General features: G+C 65.0%; 22 protein-coding genes and 1 tRNA gene. 19 read left to right on the top strand and 4 right to left on the bottom strand.

Annotation, left to right across the window (positions count from 1 at the left end):
- Position 1: 1 nt before the first annotated feature.
- The 8 genes from C7438_RS02650 to C7438_RS02615 all read left to right on the top strand — a co-directional run bounded on the left by C7438_RS02650 (position 2) and on the right by C7438_RS02615 (position 9,044).
- The gene (locus C7438_RS02650; RefSeq protein ID WP_170143507.1) at positions 2–1,096 is read left to right on the top strand and encodes an ABC transporter permease; all 1,095 of its coding nucleotides are present in this window, start codon (positions 2–4) and stop codon (positions 1,094–1,096) included.
- A 344-nt stretch (positions 1,097–1,440) separates the two neighbouring features.
- Complete coding sequence (locus tag C7438_RS02645; RefSeq protein ID WP_121443767.1) at positions 1,441–3,609, top strand: molybdopterin-dependent oxidoreductase; 2,169 nt, start codon at positions 1,441–1,443, stop codon at positions 3,607–3,609.
- Between the two features lie 58 nt (positions 3,610–3,667).
- A complete protein-coding gene (locus tag C7438_RS02640) occupies positions 3,668–4,207 on the top strand; it encodes a 4Fe-4S dicluster domain-containing protein (protein ID WP_121443766.1) in 540 nt (179 codons plus the stop codon).
- 53 nt (positions 4,208–4,260) lie between these two features.
- Positions 4,261–5,340 carry an NrfD/PsrC family molybdoenzyme membrane anchor subunit gene (gene nrfD, locus C7438_RS02635; protein WP_211322028.1) on the top strand — a complete coding sequence of 360 codons (1,080 nt, stop codon included), beginning with the start codon at positions 4,261–4,263 and terminating at the stop codon, positions 5,338–5,340.
- A gap of 330 nt (positions 5,341–5,670) precedes the next feature.
- Complete coding sequence (locus tag C7438_RS02630) at positions 5,671–6,327, top strand: Panacea domain-containing protein (RefSeq protein WP_147401972.1); 657 nt, start codon at positions 5,671–5,673, stop codon at positions 6,325–6,327.
- Positions 6,328–6,330: 3 nt separating this feature from the next.
- The gene (locus tag C7438_RS02625; protein ID WP_121443763.1) at positions 6,331–6,744 is read left to right on the top strand and encodes a type II toxin-antitoxin system PemK/MazF family toxin; all 414 of its coding nucleotides are present in this window, start codon (positions 6,331–6,333) and stop codon (positions 6,742–6,744) included.
- A gap of 89 nt (positions 6,745–6,833) precedes the next feature.
- Positions 6,834–6,919: transfer RNA gene (locus C7438_RS02620), tRNA-Leu, on the top strand.
- A 157-nt stretch (positions 6,920–7,076) separates the two neighbouring features.
- Positions 7,077–9,044, top strand: coding sequence for an alpha-glucosidase (locus C7438_RS02615; RefSeq protein ID WP_170143505.1), 1,968 nt, complete (start codon positions 7,077–7,079; stop codon positions 9,042–9,044).
- A 185-nt stretch (positions 9,045–9,229) separates the two neighbouring features.
- On the opposite strand, the gene C7438_RS02610 is transcribed toward C7438_RS02615, so the two are convergent.
- The 4 genes from C7438_RS02610 to C7438_RS02595 form a co-directional block, all read right to left on the bottom strand.
- Positions 9,230–9,946, bottom strand: a complete 717-nt coding sequence (locus C7438_RS02610) for a class I SAM-dependent methyltransferase (protein ID WP_121443761.1) — start codon at positions 9,944–9,946, stop codon at positions 9,230–9,232.
- Positions 9,947–10,558 carry a deoxynucleoside kinase gene (locus C7438_RS02605; protein ID WP_121443760.1) on the bottom strand — a complete coding sequence of 204 codons (612 nt, stop codon included), beginning with the start codon at positions 10,556–10,558 and terminating at the stop codon, positions 9,947–9,949.
- Entirely contained in the window at positions 10,558–11,268 is a 711-nt protein-coding gene (locus C7438_RS02600) for a deoxynucleoside kinase (protein ID WP_121444063.1), read from the bottom strand. Before C7438_RS02600 ends, C7438_RS02605 begins: the two co-directional genes overlap by 1 nt.
- Before the next feature lie 292 nt (positions 11,269–11,560).
- Positions 11,561–11,932 (bottom strand): hypothetical protein, encoded by a 372-nt coding sequence (locus tag C7438_RS02595; RefSeq protein ID WP_121443759.1) that lies wholly within the window; start codon positions 11,930–11,932, stop codon positions 11,561–11,563.
- A 256-nt stretch (positions 11,933–12,188) separates the two neighbouring features.
- On the opposite strand from C7438_RS02595, the gene C7438_RS02590 reads away from it, so the two are divergent.
- The 11 genes from C7438_RS02590 (at position 12,189) to carB (ending at position 25,561) form a co-directional block, all read left to right on the top strand.
- Positions 12,189–12,629, top strand: a complete 441-nt coding sequence (locus C7438_RS02590; RefSeq protein ID WP_121443758.1) for a PepSY domain-containing protein — start codon at positions 12,189–12,191, stop codon at positions 12,627–12,629.
- A gap of 328 nt (positions 12,630–12,957) precedes the next feature.
- On the top strand, positions 12,958–13,722 hold the full coding sequence (locus tag C7438_RS02585; RefSeq protein WP_434963942.1) for a response regulator transcription factor: 765 nt from the start codon (positions 12,958–12,960) through the stop codon (positions 13,720–13,722).
- A gap of 102 nt (positions 13,723–13,824) precedes the next feature.
- The gene (locus C7438_RS02580; protein ID WP_121443756.1) at positions 13,825–15,258 is read left to right on the top strand and encodes a sensor histidine kinase; all 1,434 of its coding nucleotides are present in this window, start codon (positions 13,825–13,827) and stop codon (positions 15,256–15,258) included.
- A gap of 86 nt (positions 15,259–15,344) precedes the next feature.
- Positions 15,345–15,773: a cell wall hydrolase gene (locus tag C7438_RS02575; protein WP_211322027.1), complete on the top strand. Its 429-nt coding sequence runs from the start codon at positions 15,345–15,347 to the stop codon at positions 15,771–15,773.
- Positions 15,774–15,809: 36 nt separating this feature from the next.
- A complete protein-coding gene (gerQ, locus tag C7438_RS02570) occupies positions 15,810–16,361 on the top strand; it encodes a spore coat protein GerQ (RefSeq protein ID WP_211322026.1) in 552 nt (183 codons plus the stop codon).
- A 4-nt stretch (positions 16,362–16,365) separates the two neighbouring features.
- A complete protein-coding gene (locus tag C7438_RS02565) occupies positions 16,366–16,902 on the top strand; it encodes a hypothetical protein (protein ID WP_121443755.1) in 537 nt (178 codons plus the stop codon).
- 400 nt (positions 16,903–17,302) lie between these two features.
- A complete protein-coding gene (gene argC / locus C7438_RS02560) occupies positions 17,303–18,322 on the top strand; it encodes an N-acetyl-gamma-glutamyl-phosphate reductase (RefSeq protein WP_121443754.1) in 1,020 nt (339 codons plus the stop codon).
- Positions 18,323–18,347: 25 nt separating this feature from the next.
- Entirely contained in the window at positions 18,348–19,682 is a 1,335-nt protein-coding gene (gene argJ, locus C7438_RS02555) for a bifunctional glutamate N-acetyltransferase/amino-acid acetyltransferase ArgJ (protein WP_245956444.1), read from the top strand.
- 59 nt (positions 19,683–19,741) lie between these two features.
- Positions 19,742–20,605 (top strand): acetylglutamate kinase, encoded by an 864-nt coding sequence (gene argB, locus C7438_RS02550; protein WP_170143504.1) that lies wholly within the window; start codon positions 19,742–19,744, stop codon positions 20,603–20,605.
- Positions 20,602–21,804: an aspartate aminotransferase family protein gene (locus tag C7438_RS02545; protein ID WP_121443752.1), complete on the top strand. Its 1,203-nt coding sequence runs from the start codon at positions 20,602–20,604 to the stop codon at positions 21,802–21,804. Before argB ends, C7438_RS02545 begins: the two co-directional genes overlap by 4 nt.
- Positions 21,805–21,994: 190 nt before the next feature.
- Positions 21,995–25,561, top strand: coding sequence for a carbamoyl-phosphate synthase large subunit (carB, locus tag C7438_RS02540; protein ID WP_170143503.1), 3,567 nt, complete (start codon positions 21,995–21,997; stop codon positions 25,559–25,561).
- The last annotated feature ends 49 nt before the right edge of the window (positions 25,562–25,610 follow it).

Genomic DNA, 25,610 nt, shown 5'->3' with positions numbered 1-25,610 from the left:
GGTGTTTGACGAACTTAAACTCCTGACCCACAACCCGCGCATCCTCGTGATCCTCCTCGGTGCGCCGCTTCTTTACCTCTTCATCTTTGGGAGCGTGTACTCCGCCAACCGCGTGTCGCACATTCCCGTGATCGTCTGCGACGAGGCGCAAAACGACCTGAGCTGGCAGATCACCCAGGCCTTCGCTTCGGCGACAGACACCTTTTCCCTCGTGGAGACGACGACTTCGGAGTCGGAAGTCGAACGCGCCGTGCGCGAGGGTAGGGCCCGGCTCGGGGTGATCCTTCCCCCCGGTCCGGACAAAGTCCTCCTCCTTCTCGACGGTAGCAACATGATCGTCGCCAACGCCGCGCTCCGCGGGGCTACGGACATCGTCCAGGGCTTTGCCCTGGCGCAGCAGGCTGCCTTTCTTACCGCGCCCTTTCCCGTACTCACGGCGGAGGCGCGCATCCTGTATAACCCAGGGTTTAACTACAGCATCTTCCTCCTCTACGGGCTCTACGGCGTCGTCCTCCAGCAGGTCCTCTTTCTCGCCCTCGCCATGAGCGTGCCGACGACGCCGTACTACGGGCACACGGGGAAATTCCTCTGGGCCAAAAGCGTGCCCTACGGCCTTCTGGGGTTGTGGAACACCGTCCTCCTCGTAGGAGGAGCGGTCAAGATCTACGGGATGCCCTTTCTCGGAAACGCGGGCGAGTTCCTCCTCCTCGTTTTCCTCTTCCTCTGGGCGGTTCTCGGGCTCGGACTCGCCATCACCCTCTTTTCGCCGAACTCGGTCTACGCGACCCAGTACACGATGCTCGTGGCGCTCCCCTCGTTCCTCCTCTCCGGATACACTTGGCCGCTCGAGGCGATGCCTGCTTGGGCCAAGGTCGTAGGCCACGCGCTCCCGCTCACCTATTTTCTCCATGGCCTACGCGAGCTCGCCGTAAAGGGAAATTCTGTCGCGCTTTGGTGGGGCGACCTCGTCGCCCTCGGGATCATCGGCGCGGTAGGGTACATAGCGGCGCTCGTGGGACATTGGGCGTTCTCCCGCCGTGTGCGGGGGGCGGAGAACCTCCCGCGTACGGCCCCTTCGCCTGCGACGGGAGAGTAGGCGTACGCTCAAGCCGCTTTCTCCACTTTCTTCGCTTTCCGCCGCCCCCGAGAGGCGGCGGATTTTGTTTCGTCACAAGGCTAGTCCTGTCGGCAGGAGGGCACGGCGTTTCCGCCGGCCCGGTCGAAGATCCTCAGATGTAATCCCTATTCGCAACGTTGGTTTCTTCCTTACGGGCACGGGAGATGAATTGTTTGTGAACCTTCGGGGGTTTCCCTTGGCAAAAGAGGAAAGGTACGCTAGACTCATAAGTGAAAGAGTTCACATTCTCAATTCTCGGGTGATTTTCGCCGGGGCGGAGTTTCGCGTAAGTCGGCGCGAAACCGTCAAAGGGGGGAAGAGCCGTGGCTCTTACGGGAAAGTTCACCCGTCGCACCTTCCTCAAGCTTACGGCAGGAGTCGCCGCAGCCGCGTCTTTGGGAACGCTTTCATTCCGGACGTGGCAAAAGGCCCAGGCGGTAGAAAAGGGCGACGTACGCGTGATTCCTACGTTGTGCGACGGATGTGGGAACCACTGCGGAATCTATGTGGAGACGAAACACGGACGCATTTGGCGCGTCACCGGGATTCCCCAGCACCCCAAAAGCAAGGGAAAGGTGTGCGCGCGCGGCCAAGGCCTCATCATGACGCCGTACCTCAGAAAGCGGATCACGCAGCCGCTCAAGCGTCAGCCGGACGGCAGCTTTGCCTCGATCTCCTGGGAAGATGCCTTTCGGGAAATCGGCGAGCGGCTCAAGGAAATCTTGGCGAAGTACGGCCCGCGCTCCGTAGGGCACGTCAGCCACAACCTCCCCATGTACACGTGGTACGGACGGAGGCTCATGGCCGCGCTCGGCTCGCCGAACGTGTTTACCCACGCGACGTCCTGTAACTCTGCGCGCAACGTGGGGTTTAGGCACACGGTAGGCGGTGTTCCCGGTGCGGACATCGAAAACGCGCGCTACATGGTGTTCATCGGCCGCAACCTCGCGGAAGGGATCACCCCGGGGGACGTTCTGAGCCTCGCCCGCGCCCGGCGCAAAGGGGCGCAGGTCGTCCTCGTAGACCCGCGGGTGAACAACACGTTTCAAATGGCGACGAAGTGGGTCCCCATTCGTCCGGGTACCGACCTCGCCTTCGTCCTCGCCCTCGCCCACGTGCTCATCCGCGAGGGGCTGTACGACGCGGAATTCGTCCGCGAGTACGGATATGGGTTCGAGCACTTCGCCAAGGAGGTCGAGGGGTACACGCCGGAGTGGGCGGAGGACATCACGGGCGTACCGAAGGCGACGATCCTCGAAATCGCCCGCAGACTTGGGAAAAACCGCCCGCGCGCCTTTATCCACCCGAGCTGGCGAGGCGCCTTCGGGGCGCACTACCAAAACAGCGCGGACACGGCGCGCGCCGTGGCCCTCGTAAACGCCCTCTTGGGGAACTACCAGAAGGAGGGAGGTCTCACCTTTGGGACCTCGCCCGGGTTCGGATCCCTCGATCCCGCGAAGCATCCCGCGCCTCCCAAGCCCACGCTCGCGCGCGTCGATGCGGAGTGGCCGCTCATTGGAGACGTAGGGTCGGCAATCCCCGACAAGATCCTCTCGGGCGACCTCAAGGCCCTTTTCGTGGCACACACGAATCCCGTGATGCACTACAACAACCCCGCCTTTGCCCGACAGGCGTACGCTTCGCTCGAGCTCCTCGTGGCCATCGATCTCTTCATGAGCGAAACCGCCGAGGTCGCGCACTACGTCCTGCCCGAAGTGAGCTACCTGGAGCGCGATGAACTTGTGGAAGGGGTCGGCGGGAGGAAGCCCGTCGTCGCCCTTCGCCAGCAGGTGATCGGCAAGGTACACCCGGAGACGAAACCCGCTTGGGAGATCTACAACGGGCTCGCCGAGGCGGCAGGTGTAGGGAAGTACTTCAACTTCACCCTCGACGAGCTCAACGCGGCAATGCTCGCGCCGTTGGGGCTTTCGCTTGCGGAGGTGAAGGCCAAGGGGACGGTCGTCCTCAACCAACCTTCCCTCCTCGGAACGCCTAAATTCGCCACTCCCACGGGCAAGGTGGAGTTTTTCAGCACGGCCTTTGCCAACGCGGGATTTTCTCCCGTGCCTAAGTGGATGCCGCCCCTCGTCATGCCCGACCCGGCGAAGGGCGAGTTCCGACTGCTCCACGGGCGCCAGGCCTACCATTCCCACACGACGACGACGCGCAACCCCTACCTTTTGTCTCTTTCTGAGTCTTTTGCCGGCGACCGGTTGTGGATCAACCGACGGGTGGCGGAACGCATGGGGCTCAAGGAAGGCGACTGGGTGGAGGTGCGCTCCGAGGCGGGGAAGGGGCGTGCGCAGGTACACCTCACGGAGGCCATCCACCCCGAGTGCGTGTTCATCTACGCCCCCTACGGCGGGCTCGGCAAGGACAATCCCGGCAAGAAGTTCGCCTTTTCCTTCCTCGACCTCGTCCCCAACCGGCTGGACCCGATCTCCGGCTCGGCCATGGTACAGGACTTTGCGGTAACCCTGCACAAGGTGTAGGGCGCTTCGTTCCGCCTTCAGCGGTTCGACCTTTGCGCGATTCTGGGAGGTGTTTCCCGTGGCCCGCTACGGCATGCTCCTCGACCTCACGGCCTGCGCGGGGTGTATGGCGTGTACGGTAGGCTGTCAGATGCAGAACGAGCTCGCTCCGGAGATCCACTTCATCAAGTACTACCAGCAGGAATACGGGACGTTTCCCGACGTCTCCCTCGTGAACATCCCCGTGCAATGCCAACACTGCGAAAACCCGCCGTGCGTGTACAACTGCCCCACGGGTGCGAGCTATATCGGGGACGGCGGGATCGTCCTCATCGACGAGCACCGGTGCATCGGCTGCAAGTACTGTATGACCTCGTGCCCGTACAACGCCCGCGTTCTCGACGAGGAGACGAAGACCCCGGTGAAGTGCGTCTTCTGCTTCGAGCAAATTCACGAAGGCGAACAACCGATGTGCGTGCGCACGTGCATTGGCGACGCCCGGATTTTCGGCGATCTCGACGATCCGGAGGGCGAACTCGTACGGGCGATCAACGAGCGCCACGCGCGCCCGCTTCGCCCGGATCTGGGTACGAAGCCGAAGTTCTTCTACGTGTGGTGAGTCGACTCCGCAAAACTCTACGGAGGAAAGAGTGGTGAAGGACGATGCCCGTGTTGGGCTCGCACGAAATGCCCATGCCCGGACAGATCTGGGGGATCATCATCGCCCTGTACCTCTTCTTGGCCGGTATGAGCGCCGGGGCGTACGCTACGGCGTTCCTCGCCCAACGCCTCTACCCGGAGGCCCGAAAGATTCGTTGGGCCGGCTACCTCGTCGCACCTTGGCTCGTGATCGTCGGTCTCGTCCTCCTCATGGTGGACGCGGAGGCGGGATTTTTCCACCCGTGGCGTTTCCTCTACCTGTACGTCGGACGACCGACGTCCATCATGGCCATCGGCGTGTACATCCTCACGGTGTTCGCTCCGCTCGCCCTCTACCGGTTCTTCGTCACGCTGGCTGAGGTTTGGAAGGAAGGGGGCGAGAAGCGCTGGCCTTTGAAGCTCGATCGCCTCTTTTCCCAACCGCCGGGATGGCTTCGGTGGCTCGTGGAAGGGCGACCCGGGCTCGATTTCTTCGGCCTCGTGATGGCCGCGGCTACGGCCACCTACACGGCCCTCCTCATCGGCGACGTGCACGCGGTTCCCCTCTGGAATACGTCCGTCCTCCCGGTTCTCTTCGTCACTTCGGCGTTCTCCACGGGAATCGCCGTCACCCTCTTTACGGCCGTGGCTTGGGATCCGCGGGCGGAGGAACACGCCTATCCCTTTTTGACTCTGGGGTGCTCGCTTAAAGGTTTGGAGCTCTTCCTCCTCTTTTCTCTTCTCTACTTCGGATGGTATGGGGACGTAGCTGGCCGCGCTGCCGTAGCCGACCTCATGTGGGGACGGCTCGCGCTTCCGTTTTGGGGTGGGCTCGTCTTCCTCGGGCTCGTCGTCCCCCTCTACATCGAGCTCAAGGAACGAAAGCACCTCGCGGTCGTATACGCCGCGCGGTTTGCGCTGGCATGGGCGGCATCTGCGGGAGGGGCTTCGCCTTCCTCGGATGCGCAGTCTGCTACTTCTGCGGAAGGCGGAGAAGGCGGTGCCCGCCTCTTCTCCGCGGGGCAGTTCGCCTGTCTTTTGGCCGTTGCCGGCGGGCTACTCCTTCGCTACCTCATCCTTGAGGCTGGATACTTCGTGCAGTTCCTCCACTGACCGTTGTGGCGGGTGCGAACGCGCCGGCGGACCCGGAGGAGTCCGCCGGTTTTTCGTATGGAGGTCGAAATTCCGGGAATCCGAACGTTCCTCGTTTTTTGTCTGTTTAATTTTGGCGCAAGCAAAACGAAGAGAATCGAAAACCTCTTGTGTTCCGATCGGAGCTTTGGTACGATGGGACCCAGGGGAATTGGTCCGGACGGGCCGACTGGGAAGGCCGCAAGAGATGGCCCGAGAGAAAGAGGGAGAGGGACGAACCGGCCCGTATTGCACGGATCCCGCGAAAGGAGCGGGAGACGAACGCCGAGATCGCCGGAGGAGGCGGGCGCCTTGCCTCGTGTACGAGACGTGGCGGCGTACATACTGAAAAAGAAGGGGCCGCTGCCTAAGGGGCGGCTCACGGCGATTCTCCTCTTAGCGCAAGGGTGGGCGCTGGCTTGGTGGGGATCGCCTCTCTTTCGCGAGCGCATCTCCCGCATGGGCGGCGAATGGGAGATTTCCGGGCTGTGCGACGAGTGCTCCGCAGACGACTGGATCCACGACTTGCCGGACGCGTCTTGGGAGCGCCTCACCCTCGACGAGCGCCAGATGCTCGATGCGGTGGTCGAGTGGCGGGATAACAACCCCGATGCAGAGGACGAGCTTTTGCAGGACATCATGGAGGACGTCACCTTCCCGAGTTTCACCGAGCGAGACGCCATTTCGGAGAGATCTGCCTCTGAGGGAATGGTCCTCGCTATGTTAACGACCCACACCATGGGTTCGTCTTTCCGTACCTTGCGAAGGTTTCCGTTCCAAGAACTTCCCTTAGATGCCCTCCGCAGGCGCTTCGAGGAAAAGCTGGCGGAGCTTCTGTCTCGGGGGTGTTCAAGCTCCGGGCTCTTCTACCTCATGTGCCTCCTTTCTCGCCACAGGATGCACACCGACGACTTTTCCGAAATACGTCTATGGCAGGAGATGAACCCAATAGGAAGAGAGATGTGGTGACCCGTGAACAACGGACAGACGACCCCCGGATACATCCCGCAAAAGGGGGACATCGTGTGGCTCGATTTCTCTCCCCAGCAAGGGAGGGAAATCCGCGATCGCCGACCGGCGATCGTCGTATCGGAGTATTTGTTCAACAAGATTACGGGGTTTGCGCTCTTCTGCCCCATCACGCAGACGCGGCGCGAGAATTACCTCTTCGCCGTGGAGCTTCCGCCGGACGTGTGCGTGCGGGGGTTTGTATTGGCGGACCAGGTCCGCAGCTTCGACTATCGGGCCCGTCAGGCAGAGCTCATCTGCCACCTGGACGAGGAACACGTTGCCGTTCAGGAGGTCCTCAAGCGACTCCTCTCTATGTTGGGGGTGTCCGCACGTCCCCATCCCAGACGCACGGATGCGCACATCCCGCCCGGCTGAACCTGGTACGGGTGGTGATTGCGGTATTCCCAACCCCCCTTGCTTTTTTTACTTGCCCGGAGTAAGATAGTCCGTGCGCGGGCTTTTCTGCGGGTGTGGCGGAATGGCAGACGCGCTGGATTCAGGATCCAGTGGGGGAGACCCCGTGCAGGTTCGACTCCTGTCACCCGCACCAGCTATCGAGATCTCGAGGCGGGGATACCCCCCTTTTTTCACGTCGTACGGGTATTTTGCCACACCGGCCCTTTGGGGCCTTGTCGGACGTCGTTGCCTCCTCGCACGCGGGACGGGGAGGTTTTTTTGTGGCGTACGCTTCCTTTGGGGGGTTGAGGATGTCCCTCGGAGCACGCTCGTCTTGGTGGCATTCGGCCGTGGTGTACGAAATCTACCCCATGAGCTTCTACGACGCCGATGGGGACGGCGTGGGCGACCTGCGGGGGATTCTCGCAAAGGTCGACTACCTCGCCCACCTCGGCGTCGATGCGGTGTGGCTTACGCCCATCTACCCTTCCCCGTGGGCGGACAACGGCTACGACGTGGCGGACTACCTCTCCGTCCACCCCGCGTTCGGCACGTTGGAGGATCTGTATGCCCTGCGGGATGCACTACGGAAGCGCGGGATGCGGCTCATCCTCGACCTCGTGTTCAACCACACTTCGGACGAACATCCGTGGTTTCAGGCGGCACGTTTGGACCCCCAAAGTCCGTTTCGCGACTTCTATTACTTCCATCCGGGGATCCGTGACGAAGACGGGGAACGTCGCCCGCCCAACAACTGGGGATCCTTTTTCGGCGGATCGGCCTGGACCTGGGACGAGCAGGCGCAGGCGTACTACCTGCACCTCTTCGACCGCAAGCAACCCGACCTGAACTGGGACCACCCGCCGGTACGCCGGGCGCTCACGGACATCGCCCGTACGTGGCTCGTCCGCGGCGCCGGGGGCTTTCGTCTCGACGTGATCAACTTCATCGGGAAACCTCGGGGACTTCCCAACGGTCGACCGGAGCCCGGTTCGGCGTACGCCTACGACCTCGACCTCCTCGACCGCGAGAAGGTCGAGCGCTACGTCGGCGAACTCTACCGCGTGGTGAAGGCGCAAAACCCCGAGGCGGTGGTGATCGGCGAGACGCCGGGCGTCACATTAGAAGAAGCGTTGCGCTGGACGCGTCTCGAGGCTCCCATCCTGGATATGGTGATTGCTTTTGATCACGTCACCTTCGACGGGGAGGGGGGAAACAAGTGGCGACCGCTCCCGTTCGACGTAGGCAGGTTTAAGAAGATTTGGACGCGCTGGCAGAAGGGCCTGTCGGGTCGCGGGTGGTGGGCGGTCTACCTCGGGAACCACGACCAGCCCCGCCCCGCGTCGCGCTACGTCCGTGACGGCGCGTACCGCGCGGTAGGAGCCGTCGCCCTGAACGCCCTCCTCCTTACCGCCTACGGCACCCCGTTTCTCTACCAAGGGGAGGAGCTCGGGCTTCCCAACGCGGGGTTTTCCTCCCTCGCCGAGTACCGCGACGTCGAGTCGCGAAACGCGGCGCGTCTGTTCCGCGAGGCGGGGATGGCGGAGGAAGACATTTTGGCGCTTCTCGGGCGGCGCAGTCGGGACAACGCCCGGGTTCCCATTCCCTGGACGGATGACCCGGCGGGGGGATTTACGCGGGGGAACCCGTGGATTTCGCCCCACCCGCGTGCGGGCGAACTCCACGTCGCGCGCCAACTCGCCGACCCCGGCTCTCTCCTCGCCGCCACGCGGGCGCTCATTGGTTTGCGCCGCGCCTTTCCGGCCGCCGCGCATGGCCCCTTCGTCCCGCTGGAGGACGTGGGGGGCGATGTTCCCCCCGAAGTCATCGCCTACTTGCGTCCTGCCGTGCCGGCGGAGCACTTTGCCGCACGCGGAGCAGAAGCACACCCCTTTGCGGAACCGGGAAGCGGGGGCGCACGGGAGATTTCCCGTGATTCTCCCGTCGGACGTCCAGGAACGCTCCTCGTCCTCGCGAATCTGAGCCCTGATTCCGCCGCGGTGACTGTCCCGGAGTGGCTTGTGGCCGTAGATCCCGAACCCGTCTTTTGTTCCCAACCGACTGAGGGGGCCGTTTCTCCCTCGGGAGTTTTTGAGTACGGCGTCCTCTGGGGCGCGCGTGTTCCCTCCGGACGCGCGGCGAACTTCCCGGGAGTTTGCGGCGCAGAGGGGTCCTGCGAAGCCTACGCCGCGGAGCGGTGCCTTGGGAGCGCGGCGCGCCTGCGGCGCGGCCCCCTCACCCTCGAGCCTTACGAGGCGCGCGTCTACGTCCTCGGGTAAATCCGGCCGCCTTTCGTCGCCTCAACGTGAAGAGAAGGGGAAACGCGAAGGGGGACGCGGCCGCCCCCGTTGTCGTCTTGAGAGAAAGACAAATTCGAGTTTCTTCCTACGGAGATTCGAGGCCTTTGCCGGAAGGGCCCGTACATGTGTGCGCCCGGCGGTTCACCGCCCGGGCGCACGTGCGTTTATTTCGCCGTGGCGACGATGCGCAGGAGGTAGAGATCGGAGAGGTGCGGGAGGAAAAGTCGGTTGTGTTCCGAGAAAAGGTGCGCCTCGCGCAGGCTGCGGGGAGGCGGAGGCGGGGGTTGCCGAAGCCCGAGGAGGCGTTCAAGGGGAACGGCGACGAAAGAGGGAGAAAAGCCGGCCCGGAGGAGGCGCCGCCGCCAAGCGCCCAGGGTTGGGACGCCGCTCACGCCGTAAAAAGCGCGCCACTCCCGGCGAAGGGCGCGCGGGAAAGGCGTGCGGGAGGCGAGTTCGAGAGCGAAGAGGGTTCCTCCGGGACGAAGGACGCGGCGGAGCTCCCGAAGGGCTTTGGGGGAAAGGAAGAGGAGGACGGATTCGGCGACGACGGCGTCGAAGGACGCGTCGGGGAAAGGGAGACGCACGGCATCCGCGCGGACGAAGGCGAACTTCGGGTGCCGTCCGGCGCGGCGGCGAAGGACGCGGAAATAGGCGGGGTCGCGTTCGACGGCGAACACGCGGTAGCCCAGGCGTGCGAGACGGGCGGCCGTCTTCCCCGCTCCGGCGCCCACCTCGAGGATGCGGGCGCCGAGAGGGACGAACCGCCGGACCAAGGACACGAACGCCCGGCTTGCGGGCGCTCCGCCAGGATGGGCATCCGGGGCGCCGAGCCGGGCGAGGAGTTCCATGTAGGGTGTCCTGCGCTGCGAATCGGGCGGCATCTAGCCGACCTCCAAGGCGCGAATTTGCTCCACGAGGTCGTCAATTCCACGGCCCTCGTAGACATCGTAGCTTGCGATCGGCACGCGCAACACGGGTGCGCGGCGGAAGTCCGCGATCCACGCTTCGTAGCGCCGGTACAATTCCCACCAGTACGAGCGCGGGGTTTTGAGTTCTGCGGGACGACCGCGCGTGAGGATGCGCCGGTAGATTTCCTCGAAGTCCCCCGTGAGGTAGAGGACGAGGTCGGGGTGGGGGAAGGCCGGGGTGTCGAGGAGGGTTTCGTAGAGGAGGCGGTAGGTGGCATAGTCGCGGGCGTCCATGTTTCCCTGCTCGTAGTGAAGGCGCGCGAAGATCTCCGCGTCTTCGTAGATCGTCCGGTCCTGCACGTGGGACGTGCGCTCGCGGAGGACCCGGAGTTGCCCACGGAAGCGTTCGGCGAGGAAGAACACCTGGACGTTGAAGCTCCAGCGCCGGAAATCCGCGTAGTAGTCGTCGAGGTAAGGGTTCGTCGAGCCGCGCTCGCTGATCAAGGCGAACCCGAGCCGCTCGGCAAGTGCGGTGGCGAGTGTCGTCTTGCCGACGCCGACCATTCCGGAGACGGCGAGGAACATCAGCGCCGCACCTCCCGCCCGAGCGCCCTGGGGAGGTGCTTTTCGAGTTCCGCCATGACGAAGCGGTACGCCTCGGGATCGTGGACGAAGTCCAGGCTGTCGCCGTCAAAGGTGAGGATCTTGGCCTCCGGGTGCCGCCTGGGTGCGTCGGCAAAGTAGGCTTCGTACGCGAGGCGGATGCGTTCGAGGTAGGCGGGGTCCATGTCTTTTTCGTATTCCCGGCCGCGCAGGGCGATGCGGTACTGCAAGGTGGCCAGGCTGGCGCGGAGGTAGACGATCACGTTGGGGCGGGGGAGGTCTTCCGTGTAGATCCGGTAGAGCGTCTCGTACTTGGCGAACTTGCGTGGCGGGAGGTTTTCTCGGGAAAAGATGAGGTTTTTGAGGATGTGGTAGTCGCTCACCACCGGTGTATGCGGAAGGAGCTCGCGCGTGCGCTCGAGCTGCTCTATCCGGTCGACGAGGAAAAACGTCTCGATGTGCAGAGCCCAACGCTCACGGTCGCGGTAAAAGAGGGGCAAGATGGGGTTGTCTGCGACCGTCTCGAGAAGGAGGTGGTAGCCAAACTCTTCGTGGATCAAGGTGGCCAAGGTCGTCTTTCCCACACCGATTGGCCCTTCTACAGCTACAAACGTTTGCGCAGATGTCCCTTCGGAATTCCGGCTGTGCGGTGTGGGTGCGGTGTCGGGGGAAAGCGGATGCGCTTGCGACATGGGGTCCACTCCTGCCTTGCGGGGTTCGGCGCCGTACACACGAGCCTTGGCTCCATTCTACCGAGAAGCCCAGGGGAGGGACAAGGCGCGAACGGCGCTTGCGGATAGGGGGTGCCATCCGTTGGAAGAGAGAAAAAGGCCGCGCACGGCGCGGCCCAATTTTCTTTGCGACGTAGGGGTTCTTGCGTTTTTGCGTCGGACGGGTTTTGGTTCAAAACGTTGCTCTCGGAGAGGCGGAGGGACGGAGGCTTTGGTTTCTTCCGAATCCGGAGGCGTCGGGAAAGAGGGGGCTTCAGATCCAAAGGAGGCTGATGGCGAGGAGGGCGTACAGGGGCAAGGCGATGGACGCCATGTGCACGTTGGGCGGCGCCCCGCCGGGCGGCGGAGCAGGCGCCTGTCCCGGGGGAAAGCCCAGAGACGTCGGGACCACGGCAAAGGCCGGATCGGGCGCTTGGGGCGTCGGCCATGCGGAAGCCGCCGACGTCGAGACGGGGTTCGGGAGGCGGAAGTTCCGACCGAGGCGGATCGGCTCGCGCATGGGGATCAAATACAACGTGTCGTCGGTCACCTTTTCCACGATCCCGATGTAGCGCGTATCGTCGTCCGTATCGACGACGACGGGCTTCCCTACGAAAGGTTCTACGTGTTCGCGCCGCAAGGGCATAGAAAAACCTCCTTTCCTCCGCTGGGCCGGGCGAACCGCCCAGGCTCGGCAAACACCCATCCTCCACGTCATCCTTATGCGCCCGGTGGGGGATGTGTACCGAAGTTGCGTTAAGCGGCCTTTAAGCAACCTCTCAGCCTCCCTTAAGGACGCGCAGAGAAAGGGGAAGATACGATGGGGCTGCGGACGCCGCCGAGAACTTCCTTCGGCGGACCGCCACAACGCCCGCGCGCGAGCGCAGAGGAGGAGATCCGCGATGCAGAAGTTCCCCACCGTACTCGCCCTCACCGTTGCCCTTGGCTTGGGCGGGTTGGGCGTTTTGGGTGCCCACGCCTTTGCACAGTCCGCCCAGGCTCCGGCCGCTCAGTCCGCTCCGGCCGCTCCTAATGGGGAAGAGAAGTCCGCGGAGGTTCGGGAGGGCAAAGAGGCGGACGAAGCCCAGGAAGCCGCCCGATTGGCGCAGGAGGCCAAGCTCACGCCAAAGGAGGCGGAGGCCAAGGCGCTTGCCGCCGTTCCCGGAAGTGCGGTGAAGACGGAACTCGGCGACGAGAACGAGCGCGTGGTGTACGAAGTACACGTGCAAGACGCTTCCGGGAAGCGCACGGAGGTGAAGGTCGACGCCAAGACGGGTGACGTCGTAGGCAAGGAAACGGGAGAAGAAGGAGGGCCGGACGAGAACTTCGAACACGAGGACTAAGGAGTTTGCTCCCTCCTTCGGTTTGCCGCATTTCCAGAGGGTCCCTCTCTCCCTCGTACTTTGCGTTTGTATGTGGCGATACGAACGCACCTATGCTCGCTACGCCTCGGGAGGACTCTTTCCGAGGCGGTTTTTCTTACGCCGGAGAGGATGTGTCAGAAAAAGGCGGACGTGTACGGAACGGTCGAAGTTGAGCATCAGGTGGTAACCACATGGGTGACGTGTGCCAGGACGCACGGACGGGCCCGGCCCCTTACGGTACAATGCGGAAGAGAGAACCTTTCTTTGTCGGTCGCTACGGGGGGTACGGGACGTGGGAGAAGGGCGTATTCTCCTCGTGGAGGACGAGCCCAACGTCGCCTCCTTTGTCGCCTGGGAATTGGAACACGCTGGCTACACCGTCACGGTGGCGGAAGACGGGCTTCGGGGGCTTGGGTTCCTCCTTCGCGAATCTTTCGACCTCGCCATCGTGGACTGGATGCTTCCCGAGCTGGACGGTCTCTCCCTCGCCGAGGCGATCCGTAGGCACGAGCGCCTTCGCGATCTCCCCATCCTCTTCCTTACGGCGCGGGACGCCGTAGCCGACCGCGTGCGGGGGCTTCGGGCGGGTGCGGACGACTACCTCGTCAAACCCTTCCACGTGGAAGAGCTCCTCGCCCGGGTGGAGGCGCTTCTCCGGAGGAGTCGTCGGAGCGCCGGGAAAAGTTCGGCTGAGCCCGACGCCTCTTCGGTGGCTTCGGCGGATGATGCGGCGAACGCCTCGTCCGAGCGGGGAGGGCCGGAGATCCTCGTCCACGGACGGATCCGCGTCGACGTCCCGGGCGTTCGCGTAACCGTAGGCGGGAGGCCGGTGGAACTTACGGCGAGGGAATTCGACCTTCTCGTCTTGTTTCTGCGCAACCGCGGCCGCGTCCTCTCGCGCGAAGAAATCCTCGATGCGGTTTGGGGCACCGACCGCTTCGTGGAACCCAATATCGTGGACGTCTACGTACGGTACCTGCGGCAAAAGCTCGACGAACCGGGGAAGCCAAGCTTTCTCGAGACGGTACGGGGGAAGGGGTACGTCGTGCGTGAGAGGGATGTAGGGGAGTAGGCGCAAGCCGCCCGCGGTCCGCCCGGTGCCTTTGCTTTGTTCGGACGTTTGGCGGCACCCGCGGTCCGATCTGCGCGTTCCGCTCCGGGGAAGGGGAGAGAGATGCGCACGTGGCGGGGAAAGCTTGTCCTTTGGTCGCTCGCCTCCATGTTTGCCGTGGCGCTCGTCTTTGCGGGGGTTACGTATGCGAACCTTCGGAAGTCGCTGCTCGAAGAGGAAAGGCGCGAGCTTGACGTGCGCACGGAAGCGCTCGTGCGCGTGCTTCGGGAAAATCCCTCTCTTCTCCGTTCCCTCTCATCCCCCCGCGACGAGGAGCGCCGGGCGACGGAGCAGGCGTGGGAGATTCGCCTAAGGGCCTTTCTCTACCCGGACGAGCGCCTCTCGCTCTTCGGGGAGGGCGGTGCGGTTCTTTTGCACATCGAGGGGGACGGAGAGGAGGGAAATGTGGAAGGGGACGACGCGCCGTTTGCTAATCTCACCCTGTACCGCGAGTTCTCCTCCGGGGGAACGACGTATGTCCTCCGCGTCGACCATCCGTCCACGCGGCTCAAAACGCTTACCCACCTCCTCCTCCGTTCTCTCCTCGTTGGCCTCGTGGTGGCGGCGGCGGGGAGTACGGCGGGGGCCCTCCTTCTCGCCCGTGCCTTCCTTCGGCCGCTTCACGCCCTCCTTCAGACGTTTCGCCGGGTTCGCGAAGCGGACTTTTCCGCCCGCGCTCCCGTAGGTGCGGCGGACGACGAACTCGCCGAACTCGCGCGGACGTTTAACGCCATGATGGACGCCGTCGAAGCCTCCGTCGCCCGCGAGCGCCGCTTTTTTGCGGACGCCGCCCACGAGCTTCGCACCCCGCTCGCGGCGATTTCGGGGCACGCGGAGTTTCTCCGCCGCTGGGGAGACCGCGATCCCGAACGGGCGAAACGCAGCCTAGAGGCAATTCGCGAAGAGACGGCACGCCTCACCCGCCTGGTCGAGGGAATCCTCACCTTGGGTCGTCTCGAAGATCCGGACGCCCTTCTCGCCCTTGAGGGCAGCTGTTGGGCGGAAGAGGTTCTCTTGCCGCTCGTCGAGGAATACCGCCTCCTCTACCCGCACGTGGAGGTTTCTTTTTCCTCCGCTGACCGTAGTCCGTGCGTCTCGCCGGCAATGGCCCGTTCTCTTCCGCAGGAGCCCCTTCCTCCTCATGTCTTTCCCCTTGCCTGTGAGAGCCTAAGGCATCTTGCCCGCATCCTTCTTGACAACGCGGTGAAGTACGGCGCGAAAGGCGGAGAGGGAGGCAAGGTCGTCGTAGGCGTCTTCGTCGCGGAGGACGGGGCGGGCTTTTTCGTACGGGACTACGGTCCGGGCATTCCCGAACGCGATCTTCCCCACGTCTTCGAACGATTCTACCGCGGGGATCCCGCGCGCCGCCGCGGCGGGTACGGCCTCGGACTCTCCATCGCGCGGGCGATCGTCGAACGAACGGGCGGGGAAATCCGTTTGGCCAACCTCCCCGACGGCGGGCTGTGTGCTTTGGTGCGCTGGCCGTCCCCCGCATAGCGCGCTGGGCCATCGTCTACGGTCGGGACACGTACCCCTTCCGGGATACGCGCATAGGGATGGGAGCGGAGGAAGGGGGGAAGCCGGTGCCCGTAGTCCGCGCCACGTGGAACGAAATTCAGCTCCTTGCACGTCTCATGCGCGCGGAGGCCGAGTCCGAGGGGCGGCTCGGGATGCTCTTGGTAGGGAACGTAGCCGTGAACCGACTACGCGGGAATTGCCTCGATTTCCGAAATATTCGCACTCTAACGCAGGTGATCTTCCAAAGCCCCGGTGGCTTTGAGGCCGTCCGCAAGGGATACTTCTACCAACGCGCCCGTTGGAGCGAGATTCAGCTGGCCCAACGCGTGGTGAACGGCGAACGCTTTTGGCCCGCGACGTACAGCCTCTGGTTTTTCAAGCCCTGGGGCGGATGCCCGCCTCAGTGGTACGGGCAGTGGAACGCGGGGCGGTACAAGAGCCACTGCTTCTACCATCCTACGTATGCGAGTTGCCCGGGAGTTTACAAGTGGTGAGGCGAAAGGGAAGCCTTAAAGGAGGGAAGAGCGGCGATGAGCTTTTGGGATATGCAGGAAGTCGACGGAGCCTTTGCCGTGACGGGTTTCGGCGGTCCCGATGCGTGGGGAACGGCGGGGATGGATCCGATGCGCGCGGCCAAGGAGCCTGCCAAACCCGCTCCGGGCACCCAGGCGGCGCCGCAGGCGCCGGCGTACCCGTACGTCCCGTTCCCGCCGTACCCCTTCGGGGCCTACGTGCCGTACGGGACCCCTCCCTCTGGAGCCTGGATTCCCGGCGTTCCCATGACGGAGGAGCAGCTCATTGCCGAACAGTCCTACGTGGAGAACATCCTCCGGTTTAACAAGGGAAAGACGGCGACCGTGTACCTCACGTACCAGAACAATCCGGAGTGGCCGGCAAAGGTCGTCCGGGGGGTCATCCAAACCGCGGGACGGGACTTTCTCATCCTGAGCGATCCCAATACGGGCAAGCGCTACCTCCTTCTCATGGTCAACGTGGACTGGGTGGAGTTCGACGAGCCGATTCGCTTCGTCGCTCCGCGGGTCCCCCCCTACGTGCAGTACTACATCGAAGAAAGCAAGTGAGGCGATGGGGCCCGTTTCCCTTTGCGGCGCGGGCGCTTTCGCCCTCCCTCCGTACCCTTGGGAGCGGGGATTCGTCCGGGAGGCGGGGAATGCCCGCGACCTCGTGCGGCGAAGCTCGTGCGTCGTCCTGGGGGATCTCGACGGGGGGGTACGTCGATACGCCCTTCCGCACCGGATCGCCGGTCGTCGACTCGTCGTGTCGGAGCAGCCGCTCTACCTCCGGAGGTGCCTCTTTTCCGCCGACGAAGGGCCGTTGCCTTCGGTACTCGCCCTGTTCAGCCCCGGCCTCGAGCCGCGTCCTCCCGCCGAGGATCCTCTGACCCCTCGCTTTCCCGGCCCCTTCGCCCCCGGGCGCTACGTGTTCTTTTTGCGCCGGCTGCCGCCCCGCCGCGACGCCTGTACCCTCGTCGGGGGGTGGCAAGGTCTGTACCCCGTGGTTTGCGGGAGGACCGTCGCCTTAGAGGGGTACGGGTTCTGCGAATTCGACGGCAAAACGATCGACGAGCTTGCGGCCGTTCTTCGTTCTCTGATCGCGTCCTGAGCGGAAGAACGGAGGTTGCGGAGGGGCGGGCGGGCGTTCGCGGTGCCCCTTTTCTCTTGCGCGCATACACGTGGGACGGGAGCACGCCGCATGTTTGCGCGCGGGAAGGAGGGGTTCGCCGTGACGCCGGAAGGGGCCTATGCCGTTACCCTGTTTTCCTTTGCGGTGATCGTCTACGTGCTCCTCGTGGTCGCCATGCGCACCGTGTGAGAGGTCGCTTGATCACGTCTTGCGGTTGTCCGCCGGGCCCAGGCCCGGCTTTTTTTGTTGCCGAAGCGAAGAGGTGCGCGTGCGAAAGGGAGGGTCCCCTATTGCATATTTATGCGAGAAGCCGTATACTTACTGACCAAGAGAAGGGTCGACGAAGGAGCCCCTGTTCTTGAGCGAGGAGGTGGAGGGAGTGGGTCTTCGGGTCGGCGTCGTCGGTACGGGCTACGGGGGTACAGAGCTCGTCCGCCTCCTCACCTCGCACCCGCATGTGGACGAACTTCACCTCTATTCCGAATCCCAGGCGGGCAAGGGATTGGGCGAGGTGTACGCCGCGTGGCGCGACGCGGACCTCCCCCTTCTCCCCCTCGAGGCGTTGGAGGAGACGGAGCTCGACGTACTCTTTCTCGCCACCCCGCACGGCGCTTCGCGCGAGCTTGTGACCCGCTGGATCGGACGACCTCAGGTGATCGTCGACCTTTCCGGGGACTTTCGCTTCCGCGACGGTGCGGTGTACGAGCGCTTCTACCGCATGCCCGCGGCACCGCGTTCTCTTTTGGAGGAAGCCGTGTACGGGCTTGCGGAGTTCGCTCCGCCGGAGCTCTCGCGTGCGAGGCTTGTGGCGAATCCCGGCTGCTTCCCCACCGCGGCCCTCCTCGCCCTCCTCCCCCTCGCAAAGGCCGGGCTTTTGCGCCCGGGATCGGCGATCGTCGACGCCAAGACGGGGGTCTCCGGGGCGGGCCGTTCCCCCTCCCTCGCCACGCACTTTTCGGAGGTAAACGAGAACGTCCGCCCTTACAACGTCTTCGTGCACCGGCATGGGGCGGAAATCGAGGTGTACCTCGGCGCGGGGCCGGTGAGCTTTGTCCCCCACCTCGTGCCCATGACGCGGGGAATCCTCGTGACGGCGTACGGCGAGCTCGTGGAACCGATGACGACGGAGGACCTTTTTGAACTTTACCGGCACACATATGCCGGGCGTCCTTTCGTCCGCCTCCTCCGACCGGGGACGTACCCCGAAACGAAGGCGGTGCAAGGGAGCAATTTCGTGGACATCGGGCTCATCGCGACCGCCGACGGGCGGAAGGCGGTGGTCATGGCCGCCATCGACAACCTCGTCAAAGGTGCGGCGGGTCAGGCCGTGCAGAACATGAACCTACGCTTCGGACTTCCGGAGACGGCGGGGCTCGTCGGGCGCCCCCTTTATCCGTGAGGCGGGCGCAAGGAGGGAAAGAGACGTGCAGGAAAGTTCCAAAGTCGGCGGTCCGGCCCAGCCGATGGCAGAGCAGTCCGATCGTTCTTCTTCCGCGTGTGGGAAGGGCGAGGAAGCGTGGCTCGCCCGTCTGGGGTATCCCGTATCCGGCGTGCTCGAACGTTGCACGCGGGAGCGGGGGGTGGCGGCGCCCCGCGGATTTCGCGCCGGCGGCGTTCACGCGGGGATCAAACGGCGGCGGCCGGACCTCGGATGGATCGTCTCCGACGTCCCCGCGCGGGCGGCTGCGGTCTACACGCGGCACGCGTTTCCCGCCGCGCCGCTCCTCGTCACGCGGGAGGCGATCGCCCGAAGCGGTGGCGTTTTGCGGGCCGTAATCGTGAATTCCGGAAATGCCAACGCGATTACGGGCGAGCGGGGGTTTGCCGACGCCCGGCGGATGCAGGCCCTCTTTGCCGAACGCATCGGGGCGCCTCCCGAGCACGTTGCCGTGGCGTCTACGGGGGTGATCGGCGTTCCCCTCCCCATGGAGCGGATCGAAAACGCCCTCGCGGAACTTCCGCTTGCCGAGGCGGACGAAGGGGCCTTTGCCCGGGCCATCCTCACGACGGATACGCGCACAAAGCAGGCGGCCGCCACCATCGTCGTCGACGGGGTGGAGGTGACCGTAGCCGGGACGGCGAAGGGCTCAGGGATGATCCACCCGAACATGGCGACTATGCTCGCTTTCTTTACCACGGACGCCGAGGTGGACCGGGCGAGTCTGGAGGGACTCTTTCGCGAGGTGAGCGCCCGAACGTTCAACCGAATCAGCGTCGACGGCGACACGAGCACGAACGACATGGCGCTCATCCTGGCCAACGGCCTGGCGGGGAATCGACCGCTCGAACCGTCGCATCCGGACTGGGGTCGCTTTCGTTCGGCACTCTTCTACGTGGCGCGGGAGTTGGCCCGCGCCATCGCGGAGGACGGCGAAGGTGCAACCAAGCTCCTCCACGTCCGGGTGGACGGCGCGCGCGACGAAGCTTCCGCCGGCGAACTCGCCCGGGCCGTAGTCCGCTCTTCCCTCGTAAAGGCGGCGGTGTACGGTGCGGATCCGAATTGGGGACGCATCGCTTCCGCCCTCGGGGCGAGCGGAATTCCCTTCTCCCCGGAAGGGCTTTCCGTCGTCCTTCAGGGGATTCCCGTTCTCGCGCGGGGGATGCCCCTTCCCTTCGACGAGGCAGCGGCGTCCGCGCGCCTGAGAGAGGAGTACGTGCTCGTAGACGTGCACCTCGAGGACGGTTCGGGCGTCGCCGAGGCGTGGGGCTGTGACCTTACGGAAGACTACGTGCGGATTAACGCCCACTACCGCACGTAACGTAGGCATCCTCGAATCTCAAAAAGCGGGAGATTCCCGACGAAGCGAGGTGGGGCGAGGTGGTCTTCGTGCAAGAGCGAAAGGAGCAAGCCCTAAAAGATGGCGTCTTTCCCTCGACGCTCGTCGTCAAGCTCGGCGGAAGCGCCCTTGCCGAGGTGCCGGACAGCTGGTTTGCTGCCCTCGCGCGTCTCGCGCGTGCGGGCGTGCGTCTGGTCCTCGTGCACGGCGGGGGAAAGGCGATCGATACGTGGCTCGAGGCGCTGGGCGGCACCCCAAAGTCGATCGGCGGCCTCCGCGTCACGGACGAGTCGACGATCCCCCTCGTGGAGATGGTGTTGAGCGGGCTCGTGAACAAGGAGCTCGTCCGCCACCTCGCCCGCTTCGGCATATCCGCCGTCGGCCTGAGCGGCGCCGACGGGGAACTCCTCAAGGTCCGGCGCCACCCGAATCCGAGCCTTGGGCGTGTCGGACACGTCGTGCGCGTGTCCCTGGCCCCGCTCGAAGCTTTGTGGGCGGCCGGCTTCGTTCCCGTCCTTTCGCCCGTGAGCGTGGGGGAGGACGGGGAAGCCTACAACGTGAACGCCGACGAGGCGGCGGGGGCGATCGCCGAAGCTCTCGGCGCGCCGGTGGTGCTCGCGACGGACGTTCCGGGGATCCTCGCGGGGGGCCGCCTCCTTTCCGAGCTCACGCCGGAAGACGTTCGCGCGCTCGGCGCCTCGGGCGTCCTCAAGGGGGGCATGTTGCCCAAGGTGGAGGCCGCGCTCCGCGCCCTCGCCGGCGGGGCCCCGTGGGCCGTCATCCTCTCCGGACGCGATCCCGACGCCCTCACCGCGCTCCTTGCTGGGGAAGCCGTGGGTACGAGGATCCTCCCCGAGGCCGTCTGTTCGGAGTCTCCGTACCCGAAGGCGGGGGAAGGCCGGTGAACGAAGGCGACGTGCGGGCCTTTTCGTCTGCCCCGTTCCTCCCCGTGTACCGCCGCTACCCCCTCCGGATCGTCCGCGGAGAGGGCGCCTACGTGTGGGACGACCGAGGAAGGCGGTACCTCGACTTCACCTCCGGAGTGGCCGTGCTCAACCTCGGACACGTTCCGCCGTCCGTGCGCCGTGCGCTCGAAGAGCAACTCGGCCGCGTCTGGCACGTCTCCAACCTCTTTTGGAACGAACCCGGGGAGCGTTTGGCCGAACGGCTCGTGGCGCTCACCTTTCCCGGCGGCGTGTTTTTCGCGAACTCGGGAGCGGAGGCCGTAGAGGCCGCCCTCAAGTTGGCGCGGAGGTACGCCTACTTCGCACGCGGCCTACGCGAGGGAGAAGGGGAGTTCGTAGCCTTTACCCGCTCCTTCCACGGAAGGACGATCGGGGCGCTTTCCGTCACGGGTCGCCCCGTTTTTCACGAAGGCTACACTCCCCTCTGGTCGAGCGTGCGGTTTCTCCCCTATAATAGCTTGGATGCACTCGAGGAAATCGTCCCGGAACGGACGTACGCGGTGATTGTAGAGCTCGTCCAGGGAGAGGGTGGGGTTTACCCCGCCGATCCGGAATGGGTGCGGGCCCTGCTCGCGCGCGTGCGCCCGCACGGCGTCCCCGTGATCGTCGACGAGGTGCAGACGGGGGTAGGCCGGACGGGACCCCTGTGGGCGTACGAAGCCTACGGCTTCACCCCCGACATCCTCACGAGCGCCAAGGGATTGGGCTCGGGGTTTCCCGTGGCGGCGATGGTTGCGCGTGAACCCTTTGCCGAAGCCTTTGTCCCCGGGAGCCACGGGTCGACTTTCGGCGGCGGGCCGCTTGCCGCGACGGCCGCCCTCGCCACGCTCGAGGTCGTAGCCGATCCCGCCTTTCTCGCGGATTCTCAACGCCGCGCGGATCTCTTCCGGCGCGGCCTCGAGGAAATCGCCCATGAAGACGGGCGCTTCCTCGTGCGTGGACGCGGATGGCTTCTCGGGCTCGACTTTGGCCATCCCGTAGGAGAGGTTGTCGATCGCTTGCGGGAAGAAGAGTCGGTGCTCGTACTCACCGCAGGGGAGTCGGTAGTGCGCGTGCTTCCGCCGCTCATCGCCGGGGAAGCAGAGATCGACACCTTTCTTGCGGCGCTCCGACGCGTTCTCCGCCGCCTGGGCAGCTGAAGGGACGACGAACGGTTTCCCGGCGAGGCCTTTGTCGTTTGCAGGCGGGGGCGGAAACGCTTTGCCGCTTCTGCCTTGGCCCGCGACATCGCCCGGGTGACAGGTGCCCGGGCGCTACGCATGCCCGGGGTGTGCGTTCTTCCGGCCGTTTCCGGGTTTCTACGGCGGTGTAGGGAGGGAGGGTAGACCCGTGCCGCGCGATACGTCCATTCGCAAGGTGCTCCTCATCGGATCCGGCCCCATCGTCATCGGTCAGGCGGCGGAGTTCGACTATTCGGGGACGCAGGCGTGCCTCGCCCTTCGCGACGAAGGCATCGAAGTCGTGCTTCTCAACAACAACCCGGCCACGCTCATGACCGACCCCGCCCTCTCGCATCGCCTCTACATGGAGCCGCTCACCCCTTCGGTCGTCGAGGCAATTCTCGAGCGGGAGCGCCCCGACGGCATCTTGGCGAACCTCGGGGGGCAGGTGGGGCTCAACCTTGCCTTGGCCCTCCACAAGCGCGGTAGCTTGCGCCGCCTGGGCGTCCGCATCCTCGGCACGGACATCGAGGGAATCGCCCGCGGCGAGGACCGGGAAGCCTTTCGCGAGCTCATGCACGCCATCGGCGAACCCGTACCGCAGTCGGCCACCGTCCAGTCCGTTGCCGAAGGCCTCGCCTTTGCGCGTGAGGTAGGCTTTCCCCTCATCCTTCGGCCGGCGTTTACCTTGGGGGGCGAGGGGAGCGGGATCGCCCACGACGAGCGGGAGCTCGAGGAGAAGTTGGAGACGGCCCTCACCCTGAGCCCGATCCACCAGGTCCTCGTCGAGGAAAGCATCGTCGGATGGAAGGAAATCGAATTCGAAGGGCTTCGGGACATTACGGACGAGGTGCTCATCGTCACGGCGATGGAAAACGTCGACCCGATGGGGATCCACACGGGTGACTCCATCGTCGTCGCTCCCGCCTTTACCGTTCCTCCCGAAGATCTCGCGCGCATGGCCCAGGCGGCTACGCGGATCTACCGCGCCGTGGGCCTCATCGGCGGAGCGAACATCCAGTTCGCCTACCACCCGGAGCGGCGAGAGTACCGCGTGATCGAGATCAACCCGCGCGTGAGCCGTTCGAGCGCGCTGGCTTCCAAGGCGACCGGGTATCCCATCGCGTGGGCCACGACCAAACTCGCCCTCGGGTACGCCCTCCGCGAACTCCCGCACCCTATGCTCCGCGGGGTGAGCCTCGCCGATCCGCCCGTCCTGCGGGGTCAGGTCGTGCTCAAGGTACCGCGCTTCGCCTTCGACAAGTTTCCGGATGCAGACCGGTCCTTGGGCACGACGATGAAGGCCACGGGAGAGGTTCTCGCGATCGACGAGAGTTTCGAGGCCGCGCTGGCGAAGGGAGTTCGCTCTCTGGAGATCGGCGCGTTTTCCCTCACGAACTCTCGGTTGCATGAGCTCACGGATGCCGCGATTCGCGAAGAGCTCGCCCGTCCCACGGACCGGCGCCTCTTCGTTCTCGCAGAGGCGATACGCCGGGGGATGCCCGTGGAGGAACTTGCCCGCCTCACGGCGATCGATTCCCTCTTTCTCCGGGCCGTGGAGCGGATCGTCCGGGAGGAAGAGGCCTGGAGCCGCGAGGGAAGGGCGCGCCTCACGCGGGAAAACCTCGCCCGTGCCAAAGCCCTCGGGTTGTCCGACGCCTACCTCGCAAAGTCGGTCGGAATGACGGAGGCGGAGCTTCGCCGCCTGCGCGAAGACTGGGAAATCCTTCCGGACGTACGCCCGCTGGACACGCGTCCCGTTCGCGGGGGAAAGACCGTAGGGGAAATCGCGCGGCCATACTTCTACTTCACCTACGCGTCTTTCGCTCGCGAACTCGGAATCGAGGTCACCCGTCCGCCGGGGGCGCATCCTGAAGCGGACGCCGAATCCCCCCCGAATCCCTCCCTAGGCCGCGGGGAAGAGCCGGCGGATCCCAAGCACACGTCCGTCCGCCCGCCCGTAGGGCTCGTCCTCGGTTCGGGCCCCATCCGCATCGGGCAGGGGATCGAGTTCGACTACGCTTCCGTCCACGCCCTTTGGGGGCTCAAGGCGCTCGGGTACGCTCCGGTGGTGGTAAACAACAACCCCGAAACCGTGAGCACGGACGCGAGCGTCGTGGACCGGCTCTACATCGCTCCCCTGACCGTAGAAGACGTCTGGGAAGTCGTGCGCAGCGAACGCCCCGAGGTGATCCTCGCCCAGTTCGGCGGACAGACTTCGCTCAACCTCGCCCTTCCCCTTCTGCGGGAAGGTGCCCCCGTCGCCGACGTGAACCTGGAGGTACTCACGACGACGGAAGGGCGGGAGGAATTTTACCGATTCCTCGACACCCTGGGGATCCCCCACGCGGAGGGCCGTCGCGTCTTCCGCCTCGACGAACTCGAGGCTGCGGCCCTCGAGCTCGGGTTCCCCCTCCTCGTGCGCCCTTCCTTCGTCATCGGCGGCGAGGCGATGCGCGTCTTGCGGAACTTGCAAGACGTGGCGGCGTACGTCCGCGACCTGAGGGAGCGGGGGGCGGAAGCCCTCCTCGAGGCCACGGGCGAGGGGCTCCTCCTCGACCGCTTCCTCGACGGGATCGAGTTCGAAATCGACCTCGTCACGGACGGTTGGGAAGTGCTCATCCCCGGTGTGTTCCGCCACATCGAAGGTTCGGGAATTCACTCGGGCGACAGCCACGCCTTTTTCCCCGCCCCCGATCTGCCGGAGGAAGTAGAACGGAAGGCGCGGGAGATCTCCCTCCGGATCGTCCGCGCCTTGGGCTACCGCGGGGCGATGAACATCCAGTTCATCTACGACGGACACGACGTGTACGTGCTCGAGGTCAACCCGCGGGTAAGCCGCACCCTTCCCATTGCCGGCAAGGTGCGCGGCACGTCGTACCTCAAGGCGGCGGTCCACGCGATCGTGCGCGGCGCCCTCCCCGAGGGAGAAGCCGCCCCGTCTCCCGTCGGTTTTGCGGACGAAGGCCCCTCCCTCCGCACGCGGGACCGCGTTCGCGGAGGCTCCCCGGATACGTCGGGGCACCGCAAGGAGGATTCCCCGGATCCGCTGGCGCGGCCCGTTTCCCTCAAAGTTCCGGTGTTTTCCCACCGGAAGATCCGGGGGGCCTTCGTACACCTCGGTCCGGAGATGACCTCCACGGGCGAGGCCCTCGTCTTCGGGCGCACGGCCTACGAAGCCTTGGCCAAGGCCTACCCCATTGGGAAAAACCTCTTAAAGGGCGGCCTTTTCTTCGAACTCCCCCACCGCGGCCTCGAAACGCGTCCGGGAAACGCGAGCGGACCGTACGGCCTCTCTTCGCCGCTTGTCTCCGACGTTCGGCGCTGGCGGGAGATGTACCGGGAGCTCTCCGAAAAGGGGATCCCCCTCTGGCTTTTCGAAGCGCACGATGCGGATTCTTCTTCCGGGTCCGAGAGAGGACGGCCCCTCGCACCGGCGGCGGAGGGCTTCCGCCACCTCTCTCTAGAGACCGCACGGGAGCTCATTCGCGGGGAAGTGGCCTTCTTGTACGCCCCTTGGCCGGACGATGCGAAGCTCCTTCCTCTTCACCACGAGCTCGTCCGCCTCGCTACCCTCTACGGCGTCCCCGTTTTCCTCCACCCCGACCTCCTCTACGCGAGCCTCGTCGCGGCCCTCAATCCCGCCGTGGACCCCGACCTCGTCGCGCCGCTGGAGGAGTACGCCTTGGGCGTACGCCCGGATGCGGGAGAACCTTCGGAAGCCCGCAAGCTCTAGAACACGCAAGATCGAGGCACAAAAAGGCGCCGCGGGAACGTTTGGTTCC

This window comes from Brockia lithotrophica (assembly GCF_003633725.1).
GTDB lineage: Bacteria > Bacillota > Bacilli > Thermicanales > DSM-22653 > Brockia > Brockia lithotrophica.
This window is presented reverse-complemented; position numbering and strand designations above follow the sequence as displayed.